Origin of the sequence: Streptomyces sp. NPDC050287 (assembly GCF_044459385.1) — a bacterium.
Lineage (GTDB): Bacteria > Actinomycetota > Actinomycetes > Streptomycetales > Streptomycetaceae > Streptomyces.
This window is the reverse complement of sequence record NZ_JBITIY010000008.1, coordinates 18669-40452: the sequence shown is the minus strand read 5'-3', so window position 1 is coordinate 40452 and position 21784 is coordinate 18669. Positions and strand designations below refer to the sequence as shown.

The 21784-nt window shown below is 68.1% G+C and carries 15 protein-coding genes; 11 read left to right on the top strand and 4 right to left on the bottom strand.

All coding sequences use genetic code 11. The features are described from left to right. Positions 1-48 precede the first annotated feature (48 nt). The 7 genes from ACIBK3_RS28225 (at position 49) to ACIBK3_RS28195 (ending at position 12905) form a co-directional block, all read left to right on the top strand. Positions 49-1479 (top strand): arabinofuranosidase catalytic domain-containing protein, encoded by a 1431-nt coding sequence (locus tag ACIBK3_RS28225; protein ID WP_399370048.1) that lies wholly within the window; start codon positions 49-51, stop codon positions 1477-1479. Positions 1480-1636: 157 nt separating this feature from the next. Next, entirely contained in the window at positions 1637-3280 is a 1644-nt protein-coding gene (locus tag ACIBK3_RS28220) for a glycoside hydrolase family 27 protein (protein WP_399370046.1), read from the top strand. A 152-nt stretch (positions 3281-3432) separates the two neighbouring features. Beyond that, complete coding sequence (locus tag ACIBK3_RS28215; RefSeq protein WP_399370044.1) at positions 3433-4962, top strand: arabinofuranosidase catalytic domain-containing protein; 1530 nt, start codon at positions 3433-3435, stop codon at positions 4960-4962. A gap of 99 nt (positions 4963-5061) precedes the next feature. Further along, on the top strand, positions 5062-6894 hold the full coding sequence (locus ACIBK3_RS28210) for an RICIN domain-containing protein (RefSeq protein WP_399370042.1): 1833 nt from the start codon (positions 5062-5064) through the stop codon (positions 6892-6894). Positions 6895-6974: 80 nt separating this feature from the next. After that, entirely contained in the window at positions 6975-9383 is a 2409-nt protein-coding gene (locus ACIBK3_RS28205; protein ID WP_399370040.1) for a ricin-type beta-trefoil lectin domain protein, read from the top strand. A gap of 66 nt (positions 9384-9449) precedes the next feature. Then, positions 9450-11432, top strand: a complete 1983-nt coding sequence (locus ACIBK3_RS28200; protein ID WP_399370038.1) for an alpha-L-fucosidase — start codon at positions 9450-9452, stop codon at positions 11430-11432. Between the two features lie 153 nt (positions 11433-11585). After that, the gene (locus ACIBK3_RS28195) at positions 11586-12905 is read left to right on the top strand and encodes a ricin-type beta-trefoil lectin domain protein (protein ID WP_399370492.1); all 1320 of its coding nucleotides are present in this window, start codon (positions 11586-11588) and stop codon (positions 12903-12905) included. A 305-nt stretch (positions 12906-13210) separates the two neighbouring features. On the opposite strand, the gene ACIBK3_RS28190 is transcribed toward ACIBK3_RS28195, so the two are convergent. The 4 genes from ACIBK3_RS28190 to ACIBK3_RS28175 all read right to left on the bottom strand — a co-directional run bounded on the left by ACIBK3_RS28190 (position 13211) and on the right by ACIBK3_RS28175 (position 16897). Then, positions 13211-14662, bottom strand: coding sequence for a DHA2 family efflux MFS transporter permease subunit (locus ACIBK3_RS28190; protein WP_399370036.1), 1452 nt, complete (start codon positions 14660-14662; stop codon positions 13211-13213). A 136-nt stretch (positions 14663-14798) separates the two neighbouring features. Further along, positions 14799-15497: an SDR family oxidoreductase gene (locus ACIBK3_RS28185; RefSeq protein WP_399370034.1), complete on the bottom strand. Its 699-nt coding sequence runs from the start codon at positions 15495-15497 to the stop codon at positions 14799-14801. 251 nt (positions 15498-15748) lie between these two features. After that, a complete protein-coding gene (locus ACIBK3_RS28180; RefSeq protein WP_399370032.1) occupies positions 15749-15982 on the bottom strand; it encodes a hypothetical protein in 234 nt (77 codons plus the stop codon). Positions 15983-16066: 84 nt separating this feature from the next. Next, positions 16067-16897 (bottom strand): enoyl-CoA hydratase/isomerase family protein, encoded by an 831-nt coding sequence (locus ACIBK3_RS28175; protein WP_399370030.1) that lies wholly within the window; start codon positions 16895-16897, stop codon positions 16067-16069. A 185-nt stretch (positions 16898-17082) separates the two neighbouring features. On the opposite strand from ACIBK3_RS28175, the gene ACIBK3_RS28170 reads away from it, so the two are divergent. The 4 genes from ACIBK3_RS28170 to ACIBK3_RS28155 all read left to right on the top strand — a co-directional run bounded on the left by ACIBK3_RS28170 (position 17083) and on the right by ACIBK3_RS28155 (position 21769). After that, positions 17083-17208: a hypothetical protein gene (locus tag ACIBK3_RS28170; protein ID WP_399370028.1), complete on the top strand. Its 126-nt coding sequence runs from the start codon at positions 17083-17085 to the stop codon at positions 17206-17208. Between the two features lie 574 nt (positions 17209-17782). Next, entirely contained in the window at positions 17783-18268 is a 486-nt protein-coding gene (locus ACIBK3_RS28165; protein ID WP_399370491.1) for a hypothetical protein, read from the top strand. Positions 18269-19028: 760 nt separating this feature from the next. Beyond that, positions 19029-20327 (top strand): HNH endonuclease, encoded by a 1299-nt coding sequence (locus ACIBK3_RS28160; RefSeq protein ID WP_269649208.1) that lies wholly within the window; start codon positions 19029-19031, stop codon positions 20325-20327. Then, positions 20324-21769 carry a hypothetical protein gene (locus tag ACIBK3_RS28155; RefSeq protein ID WP_269649209.1) on the top strand — a complete coding sequence of 482 codons (1446 nt, stop codon included), beginning with the start codon at positions 20324-20326 and terminating at the stop codon, positions 21767-21769. The genes ACIBK3_RS28160 and ACIBK3_RS28155 overlap by 4 nt, the downstream gene beginning before the upstream one ends. Positions 21770-21784: the final 15 nt, after the last annotated feature.

Genomic DNA, 21784 nt, shown 5'->3' with positions numbered 1-21784 from the left:
TCCGCGGCTCGTAGACCGCGCTTACCGGCGGCCGCCGCCGTATGCGTGATGGCGCTGCTGGCCATGATGTCGGTGACCGCGCAGACGTGGTCGGCGCCGGCATCGGCGGCGGCCCCCATGGTGAGTTCCGCGTCGGGGCGCTGCCTGGACGTCAAGGGCAATGTCGACACGCCGGGAACGGCGCTGGACATCCGGGACTGCGACAACCAGCCGAACCAGGCGTTCGAGTTCACGTCGGCGGGCGAGCTGCGGACGATGGGCGGCACCCGGTGCGTGGACGCGTACAACAACCAGACCGCTCCGGGAACCCCGGTGATCATCTGGTCGTGCAACGGGCAGTCGAACCAGCTCTGGCGGCAGAACTCCGACGGGTCCGTCACCGGCGTCCAGTCCGGCTTGTGCCTGGACGTCAACGGCGCCGGCACGGCCAATGGCACCGCGGTCATCCTGTGGACCTGCAACGGCCAGAGCAACCAGAAGTGGAGCACGTCGACATCTCCGCCTCCGCCTGGCGGGCAGGGCCCGTGCGACATCTACGCCGCGGGCGGTACGCCGTGCGTGGCCGGCCACAGCACGGTGCGGGCGCTCTACGGCTCGTACAACGGCAAGCTGTACCAGGTCAGGCGCTCGTCGGACAACGCCACGAGGGACATCGGCGTGCTGGCGTCCGGCGGCTTCGCCGACGCCGCGGCGCAGGACTCGTTCTGCTCGGGCACCTCATGTGTGATCACGGCCGTGTACGACCAGTCCGGACACGGCAACGACCTGTGGTACCAGGGATCGGCCCAGGTCCCGGGATCGAGCCAGAGCAGCCCTGCGAAGGCGACCTCCGAGTCGCTGATCGCCGGGGGCACCAAGGCCTACTCGCTGTACATCAATCCCGGGAACAGCTACTGGCGGGACGGTCACCTGACGGGCGTGCCGACCGGCAGCGCGCCCGAGGGGGCGTACATGGTGACCAGCGGCACCCACGTCAACAGCGGCTGCTGCTTCGACTACGGCAACAGCGAGACGACGAGGAAGGCCGACGCCGCCGGGGCGATGGACGCCATCAACTTCGGCACCGAGTGCTGGTTCGGCGGCTGCTCCGGAAGCGGTCCCTGGGTGCAGGCCGATCTCGAATGGGGCCTGTACTCCGGGGGCAGCCAGTCCTGGAACACCAACCAGCGGGCTTTCCCCGGCAAGTTCGTCACCGCGATGCTGAAGAACAACGGGACGTCGAGGTTCGCCCTCAAGGGCGGCAACGCGCAGTCCGGCAGCCTGACCACCCTGTGGGACGGCGGGCTTCCCAGCGGATACAGCCCCATGAAGAAACAGGGAGCCATCGTTCTGGGCAGCGGCGGCGACTGCTGCAAGCCCGGCGGCGGCGCCAACCTGAGCGCCGGCACCTTCTACGAGGGAGCCATCGTCGCCGGCTACCCCTCCGACGCGACCGACAACGCGGTGCAGGCCAACGTCACCGCGGCCGGATACCGCTGAAGCCTTCTGTCCGACGCGGGAGGCGGCGGTCCTCCGGCACACCCGGAGGACCGCCGCGAGACCTGCCCCACTGCCTTGCATGCCCCTGATCGGTGGATGCGCCCCGGGAATGGGGCGTGTTCTGCCGCAACCCGGCCCAGGAGTTGATGACATGTTCATGATCACAACGCGAGTCGGACATCTGTTACCGCCGTTCCCGCGTCCGGCCCTGCGCAGGACGCTGGCGCTCGTCTTCTCGCTCGCGTTGCTCTGCGTGGCCGCCCCCCTCGTCTCCCTCGGCACGGCGCAGCCCGCCGCCGCGCTGGGCAACGGGCTCGCGCTGACTCCCCAGATGGGCTTCAACGACTGGAACGCGTACGGCTGCAACGTCTCCGAGTCCCTGATCAAGTCCACCGCGCAGGCGATGCACACCAACGGCATGCAGGCGGCGGGCTACTCGTACGTCAACATCGACGACTGCTGGATGACCCACAGCCGCGATTCCGGCGGCCACCTGGTGCCGGACCCGGCCAAGTTCCCCGACGGCATCAAGGGCACCGCGGACTACGTGCACTCGCTGGGGCTGAAGCTGGGGATCTACGAGGACGCGGGCACCGCGACCTGCGCCGGGTATCCGGGCAGCCTGGGGCACGAGACCACGGACGCACAGTCGTTCGCGTCGTGGGGTGTGGACTACCTGAAATACGACAACTGCAACAACAACGGAGTGCCGGCGCAGACGCGCTACACCGCGATGCGGGACGCCCTGGCGGCCACCGGCCGGCCGATCCTGTACAGCCTGTGCAACTGGGGCCAGGACAACGTGTGGACCTGGGGCGCGGGCGTGGGCAACAGCTGGCGCACCACCGGGGACATCAGCGCGAACTTCTCCAGCATGCTGTCGATCTTCCACAGCAACGTGGGACTGGCCTCCTACGCCGGCCCCGGCCACTGGAACGACCCGGACATGCTGGAGGTCGGCAACGGCTCGATGACGGCCACCGAGAGCCGCAGCGAGTTCAGTCTGTGGGCGGAGATGGCCGCGCCGCTGATCGCGGGCACCGACATCCCCTCGGCCAGTGCCGACACCCTGTCCACGCTGACCAACTCCCGGGTGATCGCGGTCGACCAGGACCCCCTGGGCAGGCAGGGCACCATGGTGTCGTCCTCGGGCGGCCTGGACGTACTGGCCAAGCCGCTGGCAGGCGGGGACGTGTCGGTGGCGCTGTTCAACGAGACGGGCTCGACGGCGACCATCACCACCACCGCGGCCGCGATCGGGAAGACCGGGGCGTCCGCCTACACCCTGACCGACCTGTGGTCGGGAGCGGCCTCGACCACCTCGGGCACGATCAGCGCCTCGGTGCCGGCGCACGGCACGGTGATGTACCGGGTCGCGGGCGGCACCAGCGGCGGCGGCACCAGCGCGACCGGTGAGCTGCACGCGGTGGGCGCGGGCAAGTGCCTGGACGTACCGAACTCGACCACGACCGCCGGCACCCAGGTGGAGATCTGGAGCTGCAACGGCGGGGCCAACCAGACATGGACGCACTCCACCTCCAACCAGCTCACCGTCTACTCCGGCAGCAGCCAGAGGTGCCTGGACGCCTACAACAACCAGACCACCCCCGGGACGAAGGTGGAGATCTGGTCGTGCAACGGCCAGAGCAACCAGCAGTGGACGCTGAACCCCAACGGCACGATCACCGGCGTCCAGTCGGGCCTGTGCCTGGACGTCGCCGGAGGGGCCACCGCCGACGGAACCCTCGCCGAGCTGCGGACCTGCAACGGCGGCAGCAGCCAGCGGTGGACGTTGGGATGAGTCCCCGTCCGCGAGTTCACCGAGCACCTGCCGGGCCGTCCTGGTCCGCCTCCCGCGGGCAGCCGGGCGCCTGCGCATCGCCCTGTCCCCCCCCATCGACCACCGGCAGCTTCGGCGCCACCGGGTGTGCACAGCCACAGAAGGAGGTCCCCATGCTCGAACCAGCCGGCGATCGCCGACTAAGGCGTTGGAAAGCCGTGCTCCTGGTCGCCCTGGCGATGGCCGTGGCCGCGTTCGGCGCACCGGCGTTCGCCACGTCCTCGCGGGCCGGTACGACCGCCACAGTCCGTCCGGCGGTCCACCGCGCGGCGGACGCGTCGCTTCCGTGTGACCTCTATGCCGCGGGCGGAACGCCGTGCGTGACGGCGCACGCCACGACCAGGGCACTCTTCGCGTCGTACAACGGACCGCTGTACCAGATTCAGCGGTCCTCCGATCACAGCTACCGCGACATCGGGGTGCTCAGCGCCGGCGGGTACGCGGACGCCGCGTCCCAGGTGTCGTTCTGCTCGGGCACGTCCTGCACGATCACGAAGATCTACGACCAGACCGCCAAGCACAACGACCTGCCGATCTCCTGGGGCGGCTACTGGAAGGGGCCCGGACCCAACGGATCCGACGTCGGAGCGGACGCCATGGCCCTGCCGGTGACCGCGGCCGGCCACCAGGTCTTCGGGGTCAAGGTCACGCCCGGCGTCGGCTACCGGCTCGACCACGCGAGCGGCGTGCCCACCGGGTCCCAGCCCGAAGGCATCTACATGGTGACGTCGTCGAACTACACGAGCCAGTGGTGCTGCTTCGACTACGGCAGCGGTGAGAACTCCCACACCGACACCGGCAACGCCACCATGAACGCCATCTACTGGGGCACCGCCTGCTGGTTCGGCGGCTGCACCGGCAGCGGCCCGTGGGTCGAGGCCGATCTGGAGAACGGCATGTTCCACACCAACACCGGCTCCAACAAAGACCCCAGCAACACCGGTGTGCACTACCCGTTCGTCAGCGCGTGGCTGAAGAACAACGGAACCAGCAACTTCACTCTCAAATACGGCAACGGCGCGAGCGGCGGCCTGACCACCACCTTCTCCGGCCCCCTGCCGAACGGCTACTCGCCGATGAAGGTCGACAGTTCGGTCCTGCTCGGCACCGGGGGCGACAACAGCCCCAACGGCGTGGGCGAGTTCTTCGAAGGCGCGATGACGGCGGGCTATCCCTCCGACGCCACCGAGAACGCCGTCCAAGCGAGCATCACCGCGGCCGGCTACGGGGCGGGAGGCGGTGGCGGCACGTCGACCGCGCTGCATGCGGTGGGCGCGGGCAAGTGCCTGGACGTACCGGGCGCGACCACGACGCCGGGTACGCAGACGCAGATCCGGGACTGCACCGGCACGGCGAACCAGACCTGGTCCCAGACCGCCTCCCACGAGCTCACCGTCTACTCCGGCGGCAGCCAACTGTGCCTGGACGCCTACGACAAGGGCACCAGCCCCGGCACCAAGGTCATCACCTGGACCTGCAACGGCCAGACCAACCAGCAGTGGAACCTCAACGCCAACGGCACCGTCACCAGCGCCCAGTCCGGCCTGTGTCTGGACGTGACCGGGGCCGCTACCGCCAATGGCACCGCCGTAGAGCTGTGGACCTGCAACGGCGGATCCAACCAGCAGTGGTCGCTGAGCTGACTCCGTCAGGAACCCGCACCACCCGGCGCCGGGGCGGCGCTCAGCCACCGCCCCGGCGCGTCACCGCACCGCCCACGCGCCGAACCACAGGAGGACCGAATGAGGACGAGAGCGAGGCCCGGCCGTCTGGTACTGGCAGTCGGCATCGTCTTGGCGTTCGTGCTGCAGATGTCGGCGACGGTCGAGAGCCAGGCCGTCTCGGGCGAGTCGCTGAGCGTGAACCTGGCGTCGACGCGGGGACCGTCGACCGGCGTGGGTGAAGGTTTTCTCTACGGTTTCACGCAGGACGGCAGCCAACCGGTGGACCAGTTCGTCAAGCCGCTGGGGATCAACGCGTTCCGCGGCGGCGGCTGGTTCTCCGGTGGCTGGATCAGGGACAACTACCAGTACGGCTCGGCCACCCGGGCCGATCTCGACTCGATCGTCGCGCAGGCGAAACGGCTCACCCAGCCGCCCTACCACGCGCAGTACCAGGTGCTGGTGAGCGACATCTACGGCGCGAACGGCGGCCAGCCGTCGAACACGAGGTACCCGTGCGACAACGGCGACTGCTCCAACTGGGTCAGCTTCATCGACTCCACGGTGGGCGCGCTGCAGGCTTCGGGGCTGAAGTTCGCCTACGACATCTGGAACGAGCCGGACATCTCCGCGTTCTGGACCCGGGGCGTGAACAGCACCCAGTACTTCCAGATGTGGGACACCGCCTACCGGGAGATCCGGCGCATCGCCCCCTCGGCGCAGATCGTGGGGCCGTCACTCGCGTTCACCCCGCAGAGCAACCCAGGTGAATGGCGGACCTGGCTCGCGCACGTCAAGGCGGCCGGGACGGTGCCGGACATGATCACCAACCACGACGAGGGCGATGTCGACGACCCGGTCACCGTCGCGCAGTCCCTCAACAGTGCACTGACCGCGGCCGGCATCGGTCCGCTGCCGCTGTCCGCGAACGAGTACCAGCCCGCCGACCGGCAGACCGCCGGGGTGACGGCCTGGTATCTGGCGCGGTTCGCGCAGTCCGGGTACACCAACGCGATGCGCGGCAACTGGGTGTGCTGCGTCACCCCGAACCTGACCGGAGCCCTCACCCAGAGCGGGGGCAGCTGGCAGCCGACCGGCAACTGGTGGGCGCTTCGGGACTACGCCGACATGACCGGCACCCTCGTGGACACCTCCGGCCAGGTCGGCTCCACGGCGATCTCGGCCTCCGAGGACTCGACCGCCAAGCGCGCGGTCGCGATCATCGGCGACTCGAACGGATACACCGGCGCCGCGTCCGTGACCTTCGACGGGCTGTCGTCCGTGCCCTGGCTGGCGAACGCCGGCAGCGTGCACGTCACCGTCCACCGCATTGCGGACCAGGCGCCGCTCGGCGCCCCACAGACGGTGTACGACCAGGACGTGAGCACCTCGGGCGGCTCGATCACCGTGCCGATCACGTTCCAGGGCACGCATGACGCGTTCTCCGTTTATCTGACACCGGCCTCGTCCAGCGGCGGCGGCTTCCCGGACGGCTACCACCAACTCGTGGTCGCCGCCGACAACCTGTGCCTGGACGTCTACGGCGACTCGAGCAGCGCCGGCGCCGCGATCGACCAGTGGACCTGCAACGGGCAGGGCAACCAGCAGTTCCGGTTCGTGCCCGCCTCGGGCGGATACGGCGAACTCCGGGCCCGGAACTCCGGCCTGGACGTGGCGGTGGCCGGCAGTTCCACGGCGGCGGGCACCCCGGACATCGTCCAGCAGACCCCCGGCGCGGCGGCGGGCAGCCTCTGGCTGCCGGTGCGGCAGTCCGACGGTTCCTACGCGTTCCAGAACCAGAACAGCGGTCTGTGCCTGGACGTCTACGGCGCCGGCAGCAACCTGGGACAGCAACTGGACCAGTGGCAGTGCAAGAACGCGCCCGGCACCAACCAGGACTTCCTCCTCCGCTGACCGCACAGCCCTCGGGGCCGGTGGCCGGCCCCGTCACACCGGCCACGGGACACACCTCCGACCTGCGAAAGGAACCCACCGTGTCATCATTCAGACGGTTGTTCCGGCGCCTGCGCGTCTTGACGGCCGTGCTCGCGGGCCTCCTCCTGACCGCCGGCGGTCTCGTGGCCACGGCCGCCGCGCCGGCCCAGGCCGCCACGTCCATCACGATCAACGGCGCGTCCGGCGGCCGGACCTTCGACGGCGTCGGCGCGATCAGCGGCGGGGGCGGCAACAGCAGACTCCTGATCGACTATCCCGAACCCCAACGCGGCCAGATCCTGGACTACCTGTTCCGGCCCGGCTACGGCGCCTCGCTGCAGATCCTCAAGGCCGAGATCGGCGGTGACACCAACTCCACCTCGGGTGCCGAGCCCAGTCACCAGCACACCCGGTCCGACCTGAACTGCGACCGGGGCTACGAATGGTGGCTGATGGAGCAGGCCAAAGCCCGCAACCCGGACATCAAGCTGTACGGGCTCGCCTGGGGCGCGCCCGGCTGGATCGGCGGCGGCAACTTCTGGTCCACCGACATGACCAACTACCTGCTCTCGTGGCTGGGCTGCGCCAAACAGCACGGGCTGAACATCGACTACCTCGGCGGGTGGAACGAGCGAGGCTACAACATCTCCTGGTACGAGCAACTGCGCGGCGCGCTCAACAGCAACGGCTACGGCGCCGTCAAGATCGTCGCAGCCGACTCGGACTGGAACGTGGCGAACGACGTCAACTCCAACCCGGCGTTCGCCGCCTCGGTGGGCGTCATCGGTACGCACTATCCCTGCGGCTACCGGTCGTCCCAGTCCAACTGCTCGGTGCCGTCGGCCGCCACATCGTCCGGCAAGCAGCTGTGGGCGAGCGAGAACGGCTCGGACGACTACAACGGGGGAGCGCAGGCCGTGGCCCGCGGCATCAACCGCGGATACATCGACGGCCGGATGACCGCGTACCTCAACTGGCCGGTGGTCGCCGCCGTCACGCCCAACATCCCGTACCCCACCATGGGGCTCGCCCTCGCCTCGCAGCCCTGGTCCGGCCACTACTCGATCGGCAAGAACGCCTGGGTGATGGCACAGACCAGCCAGTTCACCGCCCCGGGGTGGCACTACCTCGACGCCTCCAGCGGCTACATCGGCGGCAACCGGAACAACGGCAGCTACGTCTCGCTGAAGTCCACGAACAACTCCGACTACTCCACGGTCATCGAGACGATGGACGCCGGCAGCGCCCAGACGCTGAACCTCGACGTCACCGGGGGACTGTCCACCAAGACCGTCCACGTCTGGTCGACCGACGTCACCTCCGGCAACCCGGCCGACTACTTCGTGCACACCACGGACATCACCCCGTCCGGCAGCGGCTTCAGCCTCACCGTCCAGCCCGGCCGCGTGTACACCCTGACCACCACGACCGGACAGGGCAAAGGCACCGCCACCGGTCCTGCCCAAGGCACGCTGAAGCTGCCCTACAGCGACTCCTTCGACAGCTACGCCACCGGCACCGAGGCCAGGTACCTCATGGACTGGCAGGGCGCCTTCGAGGCGGTCGGCTGCGGCGGCGGCCGCAGCGGCACGTGCGTGCGCCAGATGAGCCCGCAGAAACCGATCACCTGGGACGCGCTGACCGATCCGCACGCCCTGCTCGGTGACGTTGGCTGGAGCAACTACACGGTCTCGTCGGACGTGATGCTCGAACAGCCCGGATACGCCGAGCTGATCGGCCGTGCGGGCGGGCACGACTACGACCGCACCGGAGGGCAGAACGCCTACCGTCTGCGGGTGAGCGACACCGGGGCCTGGTCGATCCTGAACTCCAACACCAACGGCAACGTCGCCACCCTGGCCCGCGGCACGACCGCGGCGCTGGGCACCAACCGTTGGCACAGCCTGGCCCTCACCTTCTCCGGCACCACCATCACCGCCGTCGTCGACGGTGCCACGATCGGTTCCGTGGACGACCGCACCTGGGCCGCCGGACAGATCGGCTACGGGACCAGCCAGGGCGAGACGGCGCAGTTCGACAACCTGTCCATCACCCCCGGCAGCGGCGGAAACGACGGCGGCACGACCGGCACGATCGTCGGCGCCGCTTCCGGCCGGTGCGTGGACGTGCCGAACCAGTCGCAGACGGCCGGCACCCAGGTGGAGCTGTGGGACTGCAACGGCGGCAGCAACCAGCAGTGGACGGACACCTCGACCGGTGAGCTGCGGGTCTACGGCAGCGACTGCCTGGACGCCGCGGGCCAGGGCACCAGCCCCGGCACCAAGGTGGACATCTGGGCGTGCGACGGCGGCGGCAACCAGAAGTGGACGATCCACACCGACGGAACGATCACCGGTGTCCAGTCCGGCCTGTGCCTGGACGCCACCGGCGCGGGAACGGCCAACGGCACCTTGCTGCAGCTGTGGACCTGCAACGGCAGCGGCAACCAGAAGTGGACGCGCGACTGATCCGGTGACCGGCTGACGATCACCGACTCCCACATCACCTCCGTCATGACCCCCGAGAGGCCCCACATGTCTTCCTCTTCCCTGCCGCTCAGCCGACGCCGACTGCTGGCGGCGGCCGGCGCGGCCACGGCCTTCGGCCTGCTGCGGTTCGCCCCCGAGGCCGCCGCCACCGACGGCCCCGGAAGCTATACCGCGAGCTGGTCCTCCGTGGACCAGCACCCCCCGGCCCCGGCCTGGTTCCAGGACGCCAAGTTCGGCATCTACTACCACTGGGGCGTCTTCAGCGTTCCCGCATTCGGGAACGAGTGGTATCCGCGCAACATGTACATCGGCGGCTCGGCCGAGAACAACCACCACAAGGCCACCTACGGCGACCCCTCGGTATGGCCGTACAACAACTTCATCGACGGTGCCCGCGACAAGGCCGGGAACTTCGTGCAGTTCGCCCCCAAGCTCGCCTCCCAGGGCGGCAACTGGGATCCGGACGCCTGGGCGCGGCTGTTCAAGGCCGCGGGCGCGAGGTTCGCCGGCCCGGTCGCCGAGCATCACGACGGCTTCTCCATGTGGAACAGCCGCTCCAACCCGTGGAACTCGGTCCAGCACGGTCCCAGACTCGACCTGGTGGGGCTGCACGCGCAGGCCATCCGCGGGCAGGGGCTGAAGTTCATGGCCTCGCTGCACCACGCCTACCACTTCACCGGCTTCTACGACAACGTGCCGTCCCAGTCGGACCCGAGGCTGCGCATCCTCTTCGGACAGCAGGGCTCGGCCGCGGAGAACAAGCTCTGGTACGACAAGCTGGTCGAGGTCATCGACGGCTACCAGCCGGACCTGGTCTGGCAGGACTTCAACCTGCATCTGGTGGAGGAGTCCTACCGGCTCCAGTTCCTCGCGCACTACTACAACCAGGCGGTCGCGTGGAACAAGGACGTGGTCGCGACCTACAAGGACGGCCTCAACGACAAAGGGGAGGTCTTCGACTTCGAGCGCGGCGGCCCGGCTGGGCTGCTCACCCCTTACTGGCTGACCGACGACAGCATCTCCTCCTCCAGCTGGTGCTACACGGTGGGCATCGGTTACTACTCGACGCAGGCACTGCTCCACTCGCTGATCGACCGAGTCAGCAAGGGCGGCAGCATGCTGCTGAACATCGCTCCGATGGCCGACGGCACCATCCCCTCCGGTCAGCAGTCCATCCTGCTCGCCATGGGCGACTGGCTCGGCCGTTTCGGAGAGGCGGTCTACGCCACCCGCTCCTGGGCCAGTTACGGAGAGGGCCCCACCAAGATGGGCGGAGGCTCGTTCAGCGGACCGGTGGCCGGTAAACCGCAGGACATCCGGTTCACCCGCAGCCGGGACAACAAGGTTCTCTACGCCACCGCGCTGGGCTGGCAGGGCGGCACCATGACCATCACGACCCTGAACTCGAACCAGATCAACCTCAGCAGCCTGACAGGCGCGCAACTGCTGAACAACACGGCCGGCACCTACATCGACCTGCCCGCACCGGCCCAGGACGCTTCCGGCCTGCACCTCACCATGCCCTCGTCCAACCCGCCGTTCAACGCCCTGGCGTACACGGTCAAGCTCACCTTCTCCGGTGAGATCCCCGTCCTGGGCGCGCCGGGCGGCTCCACGACCTGGGTGAAGATCGCCAACGTGACCAGCGGCCTGGCGCTCGACAGCGGGGGCAACGTCGCCTCCGGCTCCAACCTCAAGCAGTGGAACTACGACGGCAGTACCAACCTGCAGTGGCAGCTGATCGACCTCGGCAACGGCTACTACCGCATCATGAACCGCACCAACGGCATGGCCGCCGACAGTTGGGGCAACTCCGCCAACGGCGCTCCCGCCCGCCAGGAGACGTGGAACGGCGGCAACAACCAGCAGTGGTCGCTGGTCAGCCTCGGCGGCGACCGCTACCAGATCGTCAATCGGGGCACCGGCACCGCTCTTGACGGCGGCGGCAGCACCGCGGTCGGCTCGACCGCCGTGATGTGGACACCGAACTCCAGCAGCAACAACGAGTGGACCATCACCGGCGTCTGAACCGCCGCAGCGGCAATGCGGCCCACACCGCGGGGCTCATGTCATGCGCTGTGGTGTCACCCCCGCACACAGCACCCGCACCCGGGCCACCGACGCTCCCTGCCCATCCCTCGACTCCGAAAGAAGGAGCGTATGAAACGCAAATCCCTCTTAATGTCCATCGTGGCCGCGGTACTTCTCGTCCTGGCAGCCGCGGGCACCTCGTTCAGCAGCGGTCTCGGCGCGCCCGCGTCGGCCACGACCACCGGCGCCGTCGGTGCGACCGCCGGGTGCGGCAAGCCCCCGACGCTGACGAGTGGTACCCACACGATTCAGAGCGGCGGCCAGACGCGCAGTTACATACTGCGGGTTCCTGCCGGCTACGACAGCAACCACCCCTACCGGCTGATCTTCGGTTTCCACTGGCGGGGCGGCACGGCCAACGACGTCGACTCGGGTGGAACGGACGGGTACAACTGGTCCTACTACGGCCTGAGGCGCCTGGCGGACAACGCGAACAACAGCACGATCTTCGTCGCCCCCCAGGGGAACGGCAACGGCTGGGCCAACCCCGGCGGCCAGGACGTGGCCTTCGTCGACGCCATGGTCAGCCAACTCGAAGCAGGTCTGTGCGTCGACACCACCCAGTTGTTCTCCGCCGGCTTCAGCTACGGCGGCGCGATGTCGTACGCCCTCGCCTGCTCCCGGGCGACGGTCTTCCGCGCGGTCGCGGTCTACTCCGGCGCGAACCTCAGCGGGTGCAACGGCGGCAATCAGCCCATCGCCTACATGGGTCTGCACGGCCTGAGGGACAACGTCCTGCCCATCTCGTCAGGACGCGAACTGCGCGACACCTTCGTCCGGACGAACGGGTGCACCCCGCAGAACCCGCCCGAGCCGGCCTACGGAAGCCTGACGCACATCATCACCACCTACTCCGGATGCAGGTCCGGATACCCCGTCGTCTGGGCCGCGTTCGACGGAGCGGGCCACGACCCCGGTCCCATAGACGGTTCCACCGGTGACGGCTGGCGCACCTGGACGTCGGCAGCGGTGTGGCAGTTCTTCACACAGTTCGGCTCGGATCCGACACCGCCGCTGCCCTCCGGCAACCAGGAGATCGTCGGCCGGCAGTCGGGGCGCTGCCTCGACATCAACAACTCCACAACGGCCAACGGCACGCAGGCACAACTGTGGGACTGCAACGGCGGCTCCAACCAACGGTGGACCTACACCGCCGGAAAGCAGCTGGTTGTCTACGGCAACAAGTGCCTGGGCGTCGGCCAGGGGGCGGGTAACGGCAGCCCGGCGGCGATCTGGGACTGCAGCGGGCAGGCAGACCAGCAATGGAACATCAATCCCGACGGCACGATCACAGCAGTGCAGTCGGGGCTCTGCCTGGACGCCAGCGGCCAGGGGACCGCCAACGGGACGAAAGCCCAGCTATGGAGTTGCTCGGGCGGCGATAACCAGCGCTGGAGCCTGCAGAACTGACAGCCTGGGCCCGGACCCGCACGGCACCGCGCGGGCCCGGCCCCAGGGAAGACCTGGACGACGTTGGGCCGGCGCTCGACCTCGCGGTTGACCCGGGCGGAGCCCGGACAGGCCGCGCTCACGAAGGGGAGCACTGCCCCTCAGCCGATCGAGCGCCGACCCGAAAGACGCGCTGTCCGAGGGGCCTCGACCACGGTGAGATGCCCCCCGCACGGCGAACGCACCTGGAGGGCAGGGCCGGGCAGGACAGGGCAGGCCGAGGGGCGGTCCCGCCGTAACCGGCGGGGCGGCCCCTCGGTCGGGCTTCAGGTCGTGACCGGGGTGCCGGCCGGAGCGCTCCCTGCGGCAAGGCCGGCAGCTGGGCCGTCGGCCTTGCGCTGCCGGGGCATGAGCAACGCCACAGCCGCTGCGAGGGCGACGGCCCCGGCCCCGACCCAGAGCGCGGGGATCAGTCCGTCCACGAACAGTGACGCGGATCCGTAGCCGCCCTGGGCGGAGAAGACCGCGGCCAGCGACGCCACGCCGATGGCGCCGCCGACCTCGCGGATCGCGTTGTTGGCGCCGGAGGCGATGCCCTGCTCTTCCGGGCGGACGGTGCTCATGACGAGGTTGGCGCTGGGGGCGAAGAACATGCCCAGGCCGATGCCGCAGACGATCAGCGCGGGCAGCAGGTGGGTGTAGGCGACGTGCGGCTCGACGGTGAGTGCCCAGAGCCCGAGGCCGACGGCGTTCAGGGTCATGCCCGCCGTGACGACGGGAGCGCCGCCGATGCGGTCGGACAGTGCCCCGGCCAGCGGCCCGGCGATCATGGGCATGGCGGTCCAGGGCAGCATCCGCACGCCGGCTTGCATGGGCGAGTAGCCGCCGACCGTCTGCAGGTACTGACTGAGCAGGAAGATCGACCCGAACATGCCCAGCAACATCAGCAGGCTGGCGGCGTTGATGGCGCTGAAGGAGCGGTGGCGGAACAGGCGCATCGGCAGCATGGGGTGCTTGGCGCGCAGTTCGTAGAAGACGAAGCCGACGAGCAGTGCGGTGCCGGCGAAGAAGCCGCCCAGCACCGGGGTGCTGGTCCAGCCGTCGGCGTTGCCGCGCACCAGGGCGTAGACGATGCCGAACAGACCGCCGCTGGCCAGAATCGTGCCGACGAGGTCGAGGCTCGGGTTCGGGCCGTGGCTCTCGTCCAGCCGCAGCAGGGCGAGCGGGATCAGCGCCAGGCCGAGGGGGACGTTGACCCAGAAGATCCACTGCCAGGAGAGGTTTTCGGTGAGCGTGCCGCCGATGAGGGGTCCGGTGGCGACGGCGATGCCGCTGGCCGCGCCCCAGACACCCAGGGCCGCGCCGCGCCGTTCGGCGGGGACGGCGGCCGACAGCAGGGTGAGCGTCAGCGGCGTCACGATCGCGGACCCGACACCCTGCGCCGCACGCGCGGCGATCAGTTCACTCATTCCCGGTGCGAGCGCGGCACCGGCCGAGGCCGTGGTGAAGATCGCGAGCCCGATGGCGAACAGTCTCCGGCGGCCGAATCGGTCACCGAGGGAAGCGCCGAACATGAGCAGCACCGCGAAGGTGAGGGTGTAGGCGCTCACGGTCCATTCGAGGTCTTCGAGGCCGCCGCCGAGGTCCTTGCGGATGGAGGGGAGGGCGGTGGTGACGATCAGGTTGTCGAGCGCGGTGATGAATCCGGCCATGCTGGTGATGGCCACGGCCCAGAAGGCGCTGCCGCCCCGAACCCGTTGCTTGCGTTGCTGTTTCATGGGGTTCCCTAGGTTCCTGGGCAAGACGTACCTGGCGATGATCAATGGACGTGGATGCCGGCGCGGGGCGGTGCAGCGGGTGCTGGCGGGCATCGGCAGCCACCGGGCTCCGTGCGGGTTCCTGGGCGGCCGCTTCTCAGGGGAGTTGCGGGTAGAGCACGGAGACGCCACCGGCGAGGCCGGCCTGGGCCTGGCGGGAGGCGTCGTCCGCGAGGATCTCGTAGGCGCCGGCGGCGATGCCGTCGATGGCGATGCGGGCGATGTCGGCGGGGTCGGACTTGGCCGCGTCGACGCTGCGGACCATGTCGGTGTCCATGTAGCCGACGTGCAGGCCGGCCACTCGGATGTGCTGGTCGGCGAGTTGCAGGCGCAGGGCGTTGGTGAGGGACCACTGGGCGGACTTGGCGGCGCAGTAGGCACCGAGTTCCGGGAAGCTGACCCAGGACAGGCCGGAGAGGATGTTCAGGATCGTGCCGCCGCCGTTGGCGGTGATCTGGGGGGCGAAGGCGCGGACCACGGAGAGAGTGCCGATGTAGTGGGTGTCCATCTCCAGGCGTATGTCGTCCAGGTCGGCGGCCAGCAGGTCGGCGCCGGTGGAGGATCCGGCGTTGTTGACCAGGACCGTCACGTCGCCGGTGGCCTTGGCCGCGGCCGCGATGGAGGCGGGGTCGGTGATGTCGAGAGCAATCGGCCTGGCGCCGGGCAGGTCGACCTGGTCGGGGTTGCGGGCGCCGGCGTAGACGGTGGCGCCGCGGGCGAGCAGTTCGGCGGCGAGGGCGCGGCCGAAGCCCCGGTTGGCTCCGGTGACAAGGGCGGTGCTGGTGGAGAGGTCCATGGAGAACTCCTGATGAAGTGGGGAGGAGTGAAGGTCAGAGCGCCGATGGTGCTGCTGAGAGGGTCAGCTTTAAATTATGATCATAATATTAAGCAGGGTGAGTCGGTGATCGCAACCGATCCATGCTTCTGTGATGCCGTCGAGGTCGGGATCTGTGCGACGCCGGGGTGTTTCGGGCTTGCGGTGCGACCGACGCGCGAGGGCCTCGCCGCGCGCACGGCAGGCCCCTCGTCACGGCACGAGAGGCGGACTCAGGGCTTGACGATCATCTTTCCGATGTTCTCGCCCCGCATCATGGCGAGGAAGGCGTCCAAGGTCTTCTCCAGGCTGCCCGCGCGATCGGCCGTCCTCGCCGGCCCGGATCCTGTGCCATCAGCACACCGCGCTCGGGCACTCGGATCAGCGTGGGTGATGATGATCCGGTCCAGCGGCTTGCCGAGCCCCTTGGCGTGCTCGACCACTGCGTCGGCGTCCGCGACCGCCACCTGGGCGTCGACCGCGATGAGGTGGCCCTCAGTCTCGATCAGCTGGGTGGTGACGTTCAGGCCGTCGTCCGTGACGAGAAGTGATCAGGAGGTCTGGTTGGCCAGGCCGACGTACTCGCCCAAGTGGTATTCGACATCGAGACCCTTGTCGGCGATCAGCGTGCCGAGCGCGACAGCACGAGCCAGGAATCCCGGGTTTGCCAGCGAGTCCGCGAACCCGCCGTAGCTGGCGATCAGGTCGGCGTCCGGCGGCAGCGTCGCTCGGTTGACCATCGACTTCGCGGTCGTCAATGCCTGCCGGTCGAAGGAGGCCAGGCGGGCGACCGTCGCGTCGACGAAGGAGTCGAGTTCCGCGTCGGGCAGGGCTCGTGTGACCCACCCCCAGCGCTCGGCCACGTCGGCGTCGTAGTCGACGCTGCTGAGAATGGCCTCAAGGGCCCGGTCGCGGCCGATGGATCGGGGGAGTCGCTCGGTTCCGCCTCCGCCGGGAACGATTCCGATGCCGACCTCGGGCTGGCCGAAGACCGCCTTCTCGCGACTGGCGTACCGCAGGTCGCAGGCGAGGGCCAGCTCGTTGCCGGCGCCGCGGGTGCGACCACGGATGGCCGCGATGCTGACGTACGAAGCCTTGCTCAACCGCAGGACCATGTCGGTCCAGACCGGCGGATCGTCCTCGTGCCGGGGTACGGGCAGGTCGCCCGCCGCGGCGCCGTCGAAATGGTTGATGAAGAAGTCGGGGACCTCGCTGGAGAAGACGACGACCTGGATGTCCGGGTCCTCGTCGAAACCGCAGACGATTTCGTGCAGCCGCACCACGGCCTCGGGAACCATGAGGTTCACAGGAGGATTCGCGAACGTGATCCTGGCGGTTTGGGGGGTGGTGCGCTCGAGGCGGATCGTGCTGGGCTGGCTCATGGAACGGCTCCGTTTCGTAGCGGCCAGTGGTTTTGGGCGGCAGACAAGAAGCAGTAGGAAAAAGGGGGGGCTCAAAAGCGGTCACCGGGCTGACCGGACGCTGCGTGCTCGCGGCGGGCTCAGCGCTGATCGAATGTCGACGCCTGCTCGTTCACGGAGGCCCTGGACCGGTCGCGGAGATCGTGATGCTGAAGAACGGTGCTTTTGACCCCCGCACCGCCAGATCCGCCAACGTCCTGTCATTGCTTCCGGTTTCGATGATCGCGGTCGCCATGTCGTCTTACGCGGTGCGCGCGCGGCGGGTGCGCTGACCACCCCCGACGCTACGGACAGCGAGCTGCAAGCGGATCTGTCACCGTATCGGTCACGGAGATGGCGAAGTCCGGAACGCAGGTAGCAGGAGCGCTCCGGCGGCAGCAGCCATGAAGCTTTCAAGCAAAGGGGCCTGGACGGACGGCGCCAGGAGCAGGCAGCCCTTGGCCGGATCCTTGACGTCGCTCGTCAGGGATGCGGAGCGACCACTCCGCGCGTCAGGCGGAAATCCCCTCGCACTCCATGAGCTGACCACGTCCGTGGCGGCCGGGTGAGCAGATCGCCGTTGGGCCACGCCTGCTCCGTGCCACCCATGTGAGTACGGTCATAATTTAAAACCGGGTCGGACTCTTGTCAGGGATCGGCGACTGTAGTCGTATGGTCGTAATGCAAAACGGAAGCGGTCGGGCGGCAGAGTTGTGTGAGCCCCGCCGGTTCAGGAGGTTCGCCCTCCCCGTCCGAAAGGGACTTCCTGTGGCGTCGCTGGTCGCATCGAAGCTGAAGCCGGTAACGGTGGGCGAAGCGCGGGAGGCGGAGCGGAGGAAGGCCGATGCGGCTGCGGCGCGTCGCGGTCTGAGTGCCTCCGGTCCACTCGCCTCCTTTGCCCGGTTCGTCCTGTTCGGTGGCGGTGTCGGGGTCGCCTCCAGCGCCGCCGTGGCGGTGCTCGCAGGACTGATGCCCTGGCCTGTGGCGAACGCGCTGATCACCGTCGCCTCCACTGCGCTCGGCACGGAGCTCCACGCACGCTTCACCTTCGGGACAGGGCATGCCGGATGGCGCCAGCACTGGCAGTCGGCGGGATCAGCCACGGCAGCCTACGCGGTGACCTCCGCCGCGGTGTTCGTCCTGCACATGGTGCGGCCGTCGGCCGCGACTCTCTACGAGCAAGCCGTCTACCTCGGCGCCGCCGGCCTCGCCGGTATCGGTCGTTTCCTGGTGCTGCGCCTGTACGTCTTCGCCGACGGCCGGACCCGTCCGACAACGCGGGCCATGGACTCCGCGCCGGCCCGCCGAGCGGGCGCGCAGGTGTCCGTTCTCTCACCGGTTCCTGCGCTCTGAGCGAGTAGGCGACCATCGGGCTGACGCGGTGAGCGGTTCCGGACGGGCATCGGTCCGGGCTTGTGCGAGCCGGTCTCTGCATCCCCGCCGAGGCCGGCAGCGATGTCGAAGAAGGCGGCGGCCTTCGAGAGCGGAAGGCGCCTGACGGGTGAAAACCCTGGTCAGGCGCCTTTTCGTATGCGTCTAGAAGAAGCCCAGCTTCTTCGGCGAGTAGCTCACCAGCAAATTCTTCGTCTGTTGGTGGTACAGCCATTGCATGCCCCTGACCAGGGTAAACGCGTAGTTCGTAGGGGAGTTGACGGACGGTGGTCCGCGTATGGTCCGGATCTTGAACGTGGATTGTCGAGGGCGAAGAGCGCGTAGATACGCCGCAGGCTTCAACCCGGTGGGTGAGCAGATGGATGTTCCGCGTCGCCACACGGATCGCTCCACGCCAACGGGCCAGTGGCCAGGACGAGTTCGAGTTGGGCACTCCTGATGGGTGATGGATGGTGGCTCGCACGACGATGGCGCGGATGTGCTGATGCGTCTGCCGGACTGCCGGAGCATGGTGATTCAGAGCAAGCGCTACTGAGTGCCTTCGGCGTGTCGTGACCCTCTACTCTCAGTGGCCTCTGGGCGGAGTTGGTGAGGACTCGTTCAGGCAATGGCTGCGCAGTGGGTGCCGCGAAGCGGCCGAGTCCCGGGGGTTCGCTTGTTGTGCGAGGGAGGGCCATTGTCAGAGGTCGTCCGTAGCATGTGGATACCCGGAGGAGGTGTTGTGGCCGTACCTGTCGCGCAGCAACGCAAGTTGACTCAGCGTTCTGGCAATATCTGTGCCTTTCCCGAATGTGGCTTGCTTCTGACGGCCCAGGGGGCGCCGCAGGACCCCGTTGTGGTGCTTGGCGAGATGGCCCATATTGTCGCGGAGAGCCCGAACGGTCCGCGAGGCGATTCGCCGCTGACGCCGGAGGAGCGCAACCGGTACGAGAATCTGATCTTGCTGTGCAATCAGCATCACCAGTTGATCGACTCCGATGGTGCGCTTGCGAAGTACACAGTGGAGCGTCTGCAGGCCATGAAGGAGACACACGAGCAGCGGATCGAGCGCAGGCTCGGCGGGCGTTCCAATGTGCCGTCGGAGCTGCCTCCGATGGTCAGCGACACCGTGTACAGCAATGTGCTGCCGGTCACGCAGATGCCGCGATATATCTACGGAGCCCCTTGCTCTTCCGGCCGGGAGAACGAGGTACGGTCGGCCCCGGCGTCTGCCGGAATGATGACGCCGTTCATCCTGCGTGAGGGGCGGTTGTGGGCTTTCCAGGACCTGCGTGACACAAGGAACCCGTTCGCTGGCGTGGTGGCGTGCACGGAGACCGAGCGCTTCTCCACCAAGGAGTGGTGGACGGATCCCGACAGACTGGGATGGTACGTCGCGCTGCTGAACCGGTCGCTGAACAAACTCACCGGACGTCTGGGACTGCGGCTTGACCACGACCACCACCGCTACTACTTCGAACCTGAGGAGGCCGGCGTTGAACGTTCCGTTCCGTACCGGCCATTGAACGCCAGCAGGGCGACCCGGGGCGTCGTATGGCAGCCCAAGAAGCGAGCGACCGGAGAGCCTCGCAACTACTGGCTTCACCGTGCTGTTTCGCTGCGCTTCTTCCTCGTCGGTGACAACCAGTGGTGCCTGAGCGTCAGACCCGAGCTTCGTGTGACCTCCGACGGCTTCGAGTCAATACATGCCAAGTACATCGGGCGGCAGGTGACCCGGAAGAAGTCCCGCCTGTTCAACCACGATCTCCTGGGCGAAGTGCAGTTCTGGCGGGACTTCCTCGGCAGGAGCACTCCACGGATCTTCTTCCCCTTCGGCACAGACAGGCAGAATCTGATCGTCTCGACGTCGCTTGGCAGCGGGCAGGTGCGCTGGCCGGGCATTCCCGCCGAGCACGACATGCCCTTCAAGAACGTCGAGTACGTGGACGACCTCTTTACCTGGGCCGAGGCGGGAGGTCTGGGCGAGGACGATGATCCCGCAGGCGAAGACGACGAGGACGCGGAGGAGACGCTGCGATGACGGCACGCCCTGCTCCACCGAGTGTCTCGCCGGTCGGCTCGCCGTCCCTCATCGCGAGTACCTACTTTCCTGAACCGCTGCTGCAGTTCGCCGACGACGGTCTGCACATCGACCCCAAGGCCGGCATCGCACGCTACGGGCCGCGTTCCTGGACGGCATCAGGCCGCCACCCCACCCGGCTGCGCGTGGGGCTGATCGGTACCGCAGAGCTCGTCGAGGCGGCCCGTACCTGGATGAGCAGTCGCGCCGAGGGCGTACGCGGAGACGTGCACAATCCGGAGTTCCCCGGGTGGATGCCCGATCGCGGGTTCTTCTCGTCGCTGGAATTCGACGATGCGTGGAATGAAGAACTCGGGCAGGCCGAACTGCGGCAGGTACTGGAGATCAAGTCACAGAAGGAGCGCTTCCACGCTGCCCTGACCCTGTTCGAGACCAAGTTCCGGCAGTTGGCAGAGCGTGACAGCGTCCCCGACTACGTGGTGATCGCGCTGTCCGACCAGATCGTGACGCGCTGCGGCACGGCCGACTACGCCAGCAAAGAGACCGGCGCAGTCCATCGGGACCTGCGCCGTGCCCTCAAGGCAAGCGCGATGAAGTTCCGCCTGCCGACGCAGATCGTCCGGGCTCCCACCCTCGACGGGCGCGACAGGACACCGCCCTCCCGCATCGCGTGGAACTTCTTCACTGCGATGTACTGCAAGGCGGGAGGCTATCCGTGGAGTCCGTACGGACTCACACCGGGGACCTGCTACGTCGGCATCGGCTTCTACCGGCCGCTGGGCAGCGCCGCTGCGACGATGCAGACCAGCCTCGTGCAGGCGTTTGACGAGCGAGGGGAAGGGCTCGTTCTACGGGGACACGAATTCGAGTGGGATCCGAACAAGACCGGGAGCCGCTCGCCTCACCTGACGGCCGACGGCGCGCACCAGCTGATGGCACTGGTACTCGACCGGTACGAGGCGGTGATGAAGCAGACCCCCGCTCGCGTCGTGGTCCACAAAACCTCGCGATACTGGCCAGACGAACGTGATGGCTTCCGCGCAGCAATCGAGTCCCGCGTGCGGCGCTACGATCTGATGGCGCTCGAGGCGCAGAGCCGGGTTCGTCTCATCACCACCTCGAAGTATCCGCCGCTGCGCGGAACCCGCTTCAGCTTCGGGGAGCTGGACTACCTGTACACGACGGGCTACATATCCGCGCTCAACGAATTCCACGGGATGCACGTTCCGGCGCCGCTCCAGGTTGCTGATCACGTCGGGCAGGACTCTTCACGGGACGCCCTATTGAAGGAAGTTCTCGCGCTCACCAAGCTCAACTGGAACTCGGCCGCACTGGGCGGGCTCCTGCCGATCACGATCAAGTTCTCCGGGCTGGTTGGCGAGATCATGAGGGAGATCCCATCTGACCGGGAGCCACTGCCTCAATTCAAGTTCTACATCTGAATGCGCAGGTGTGGG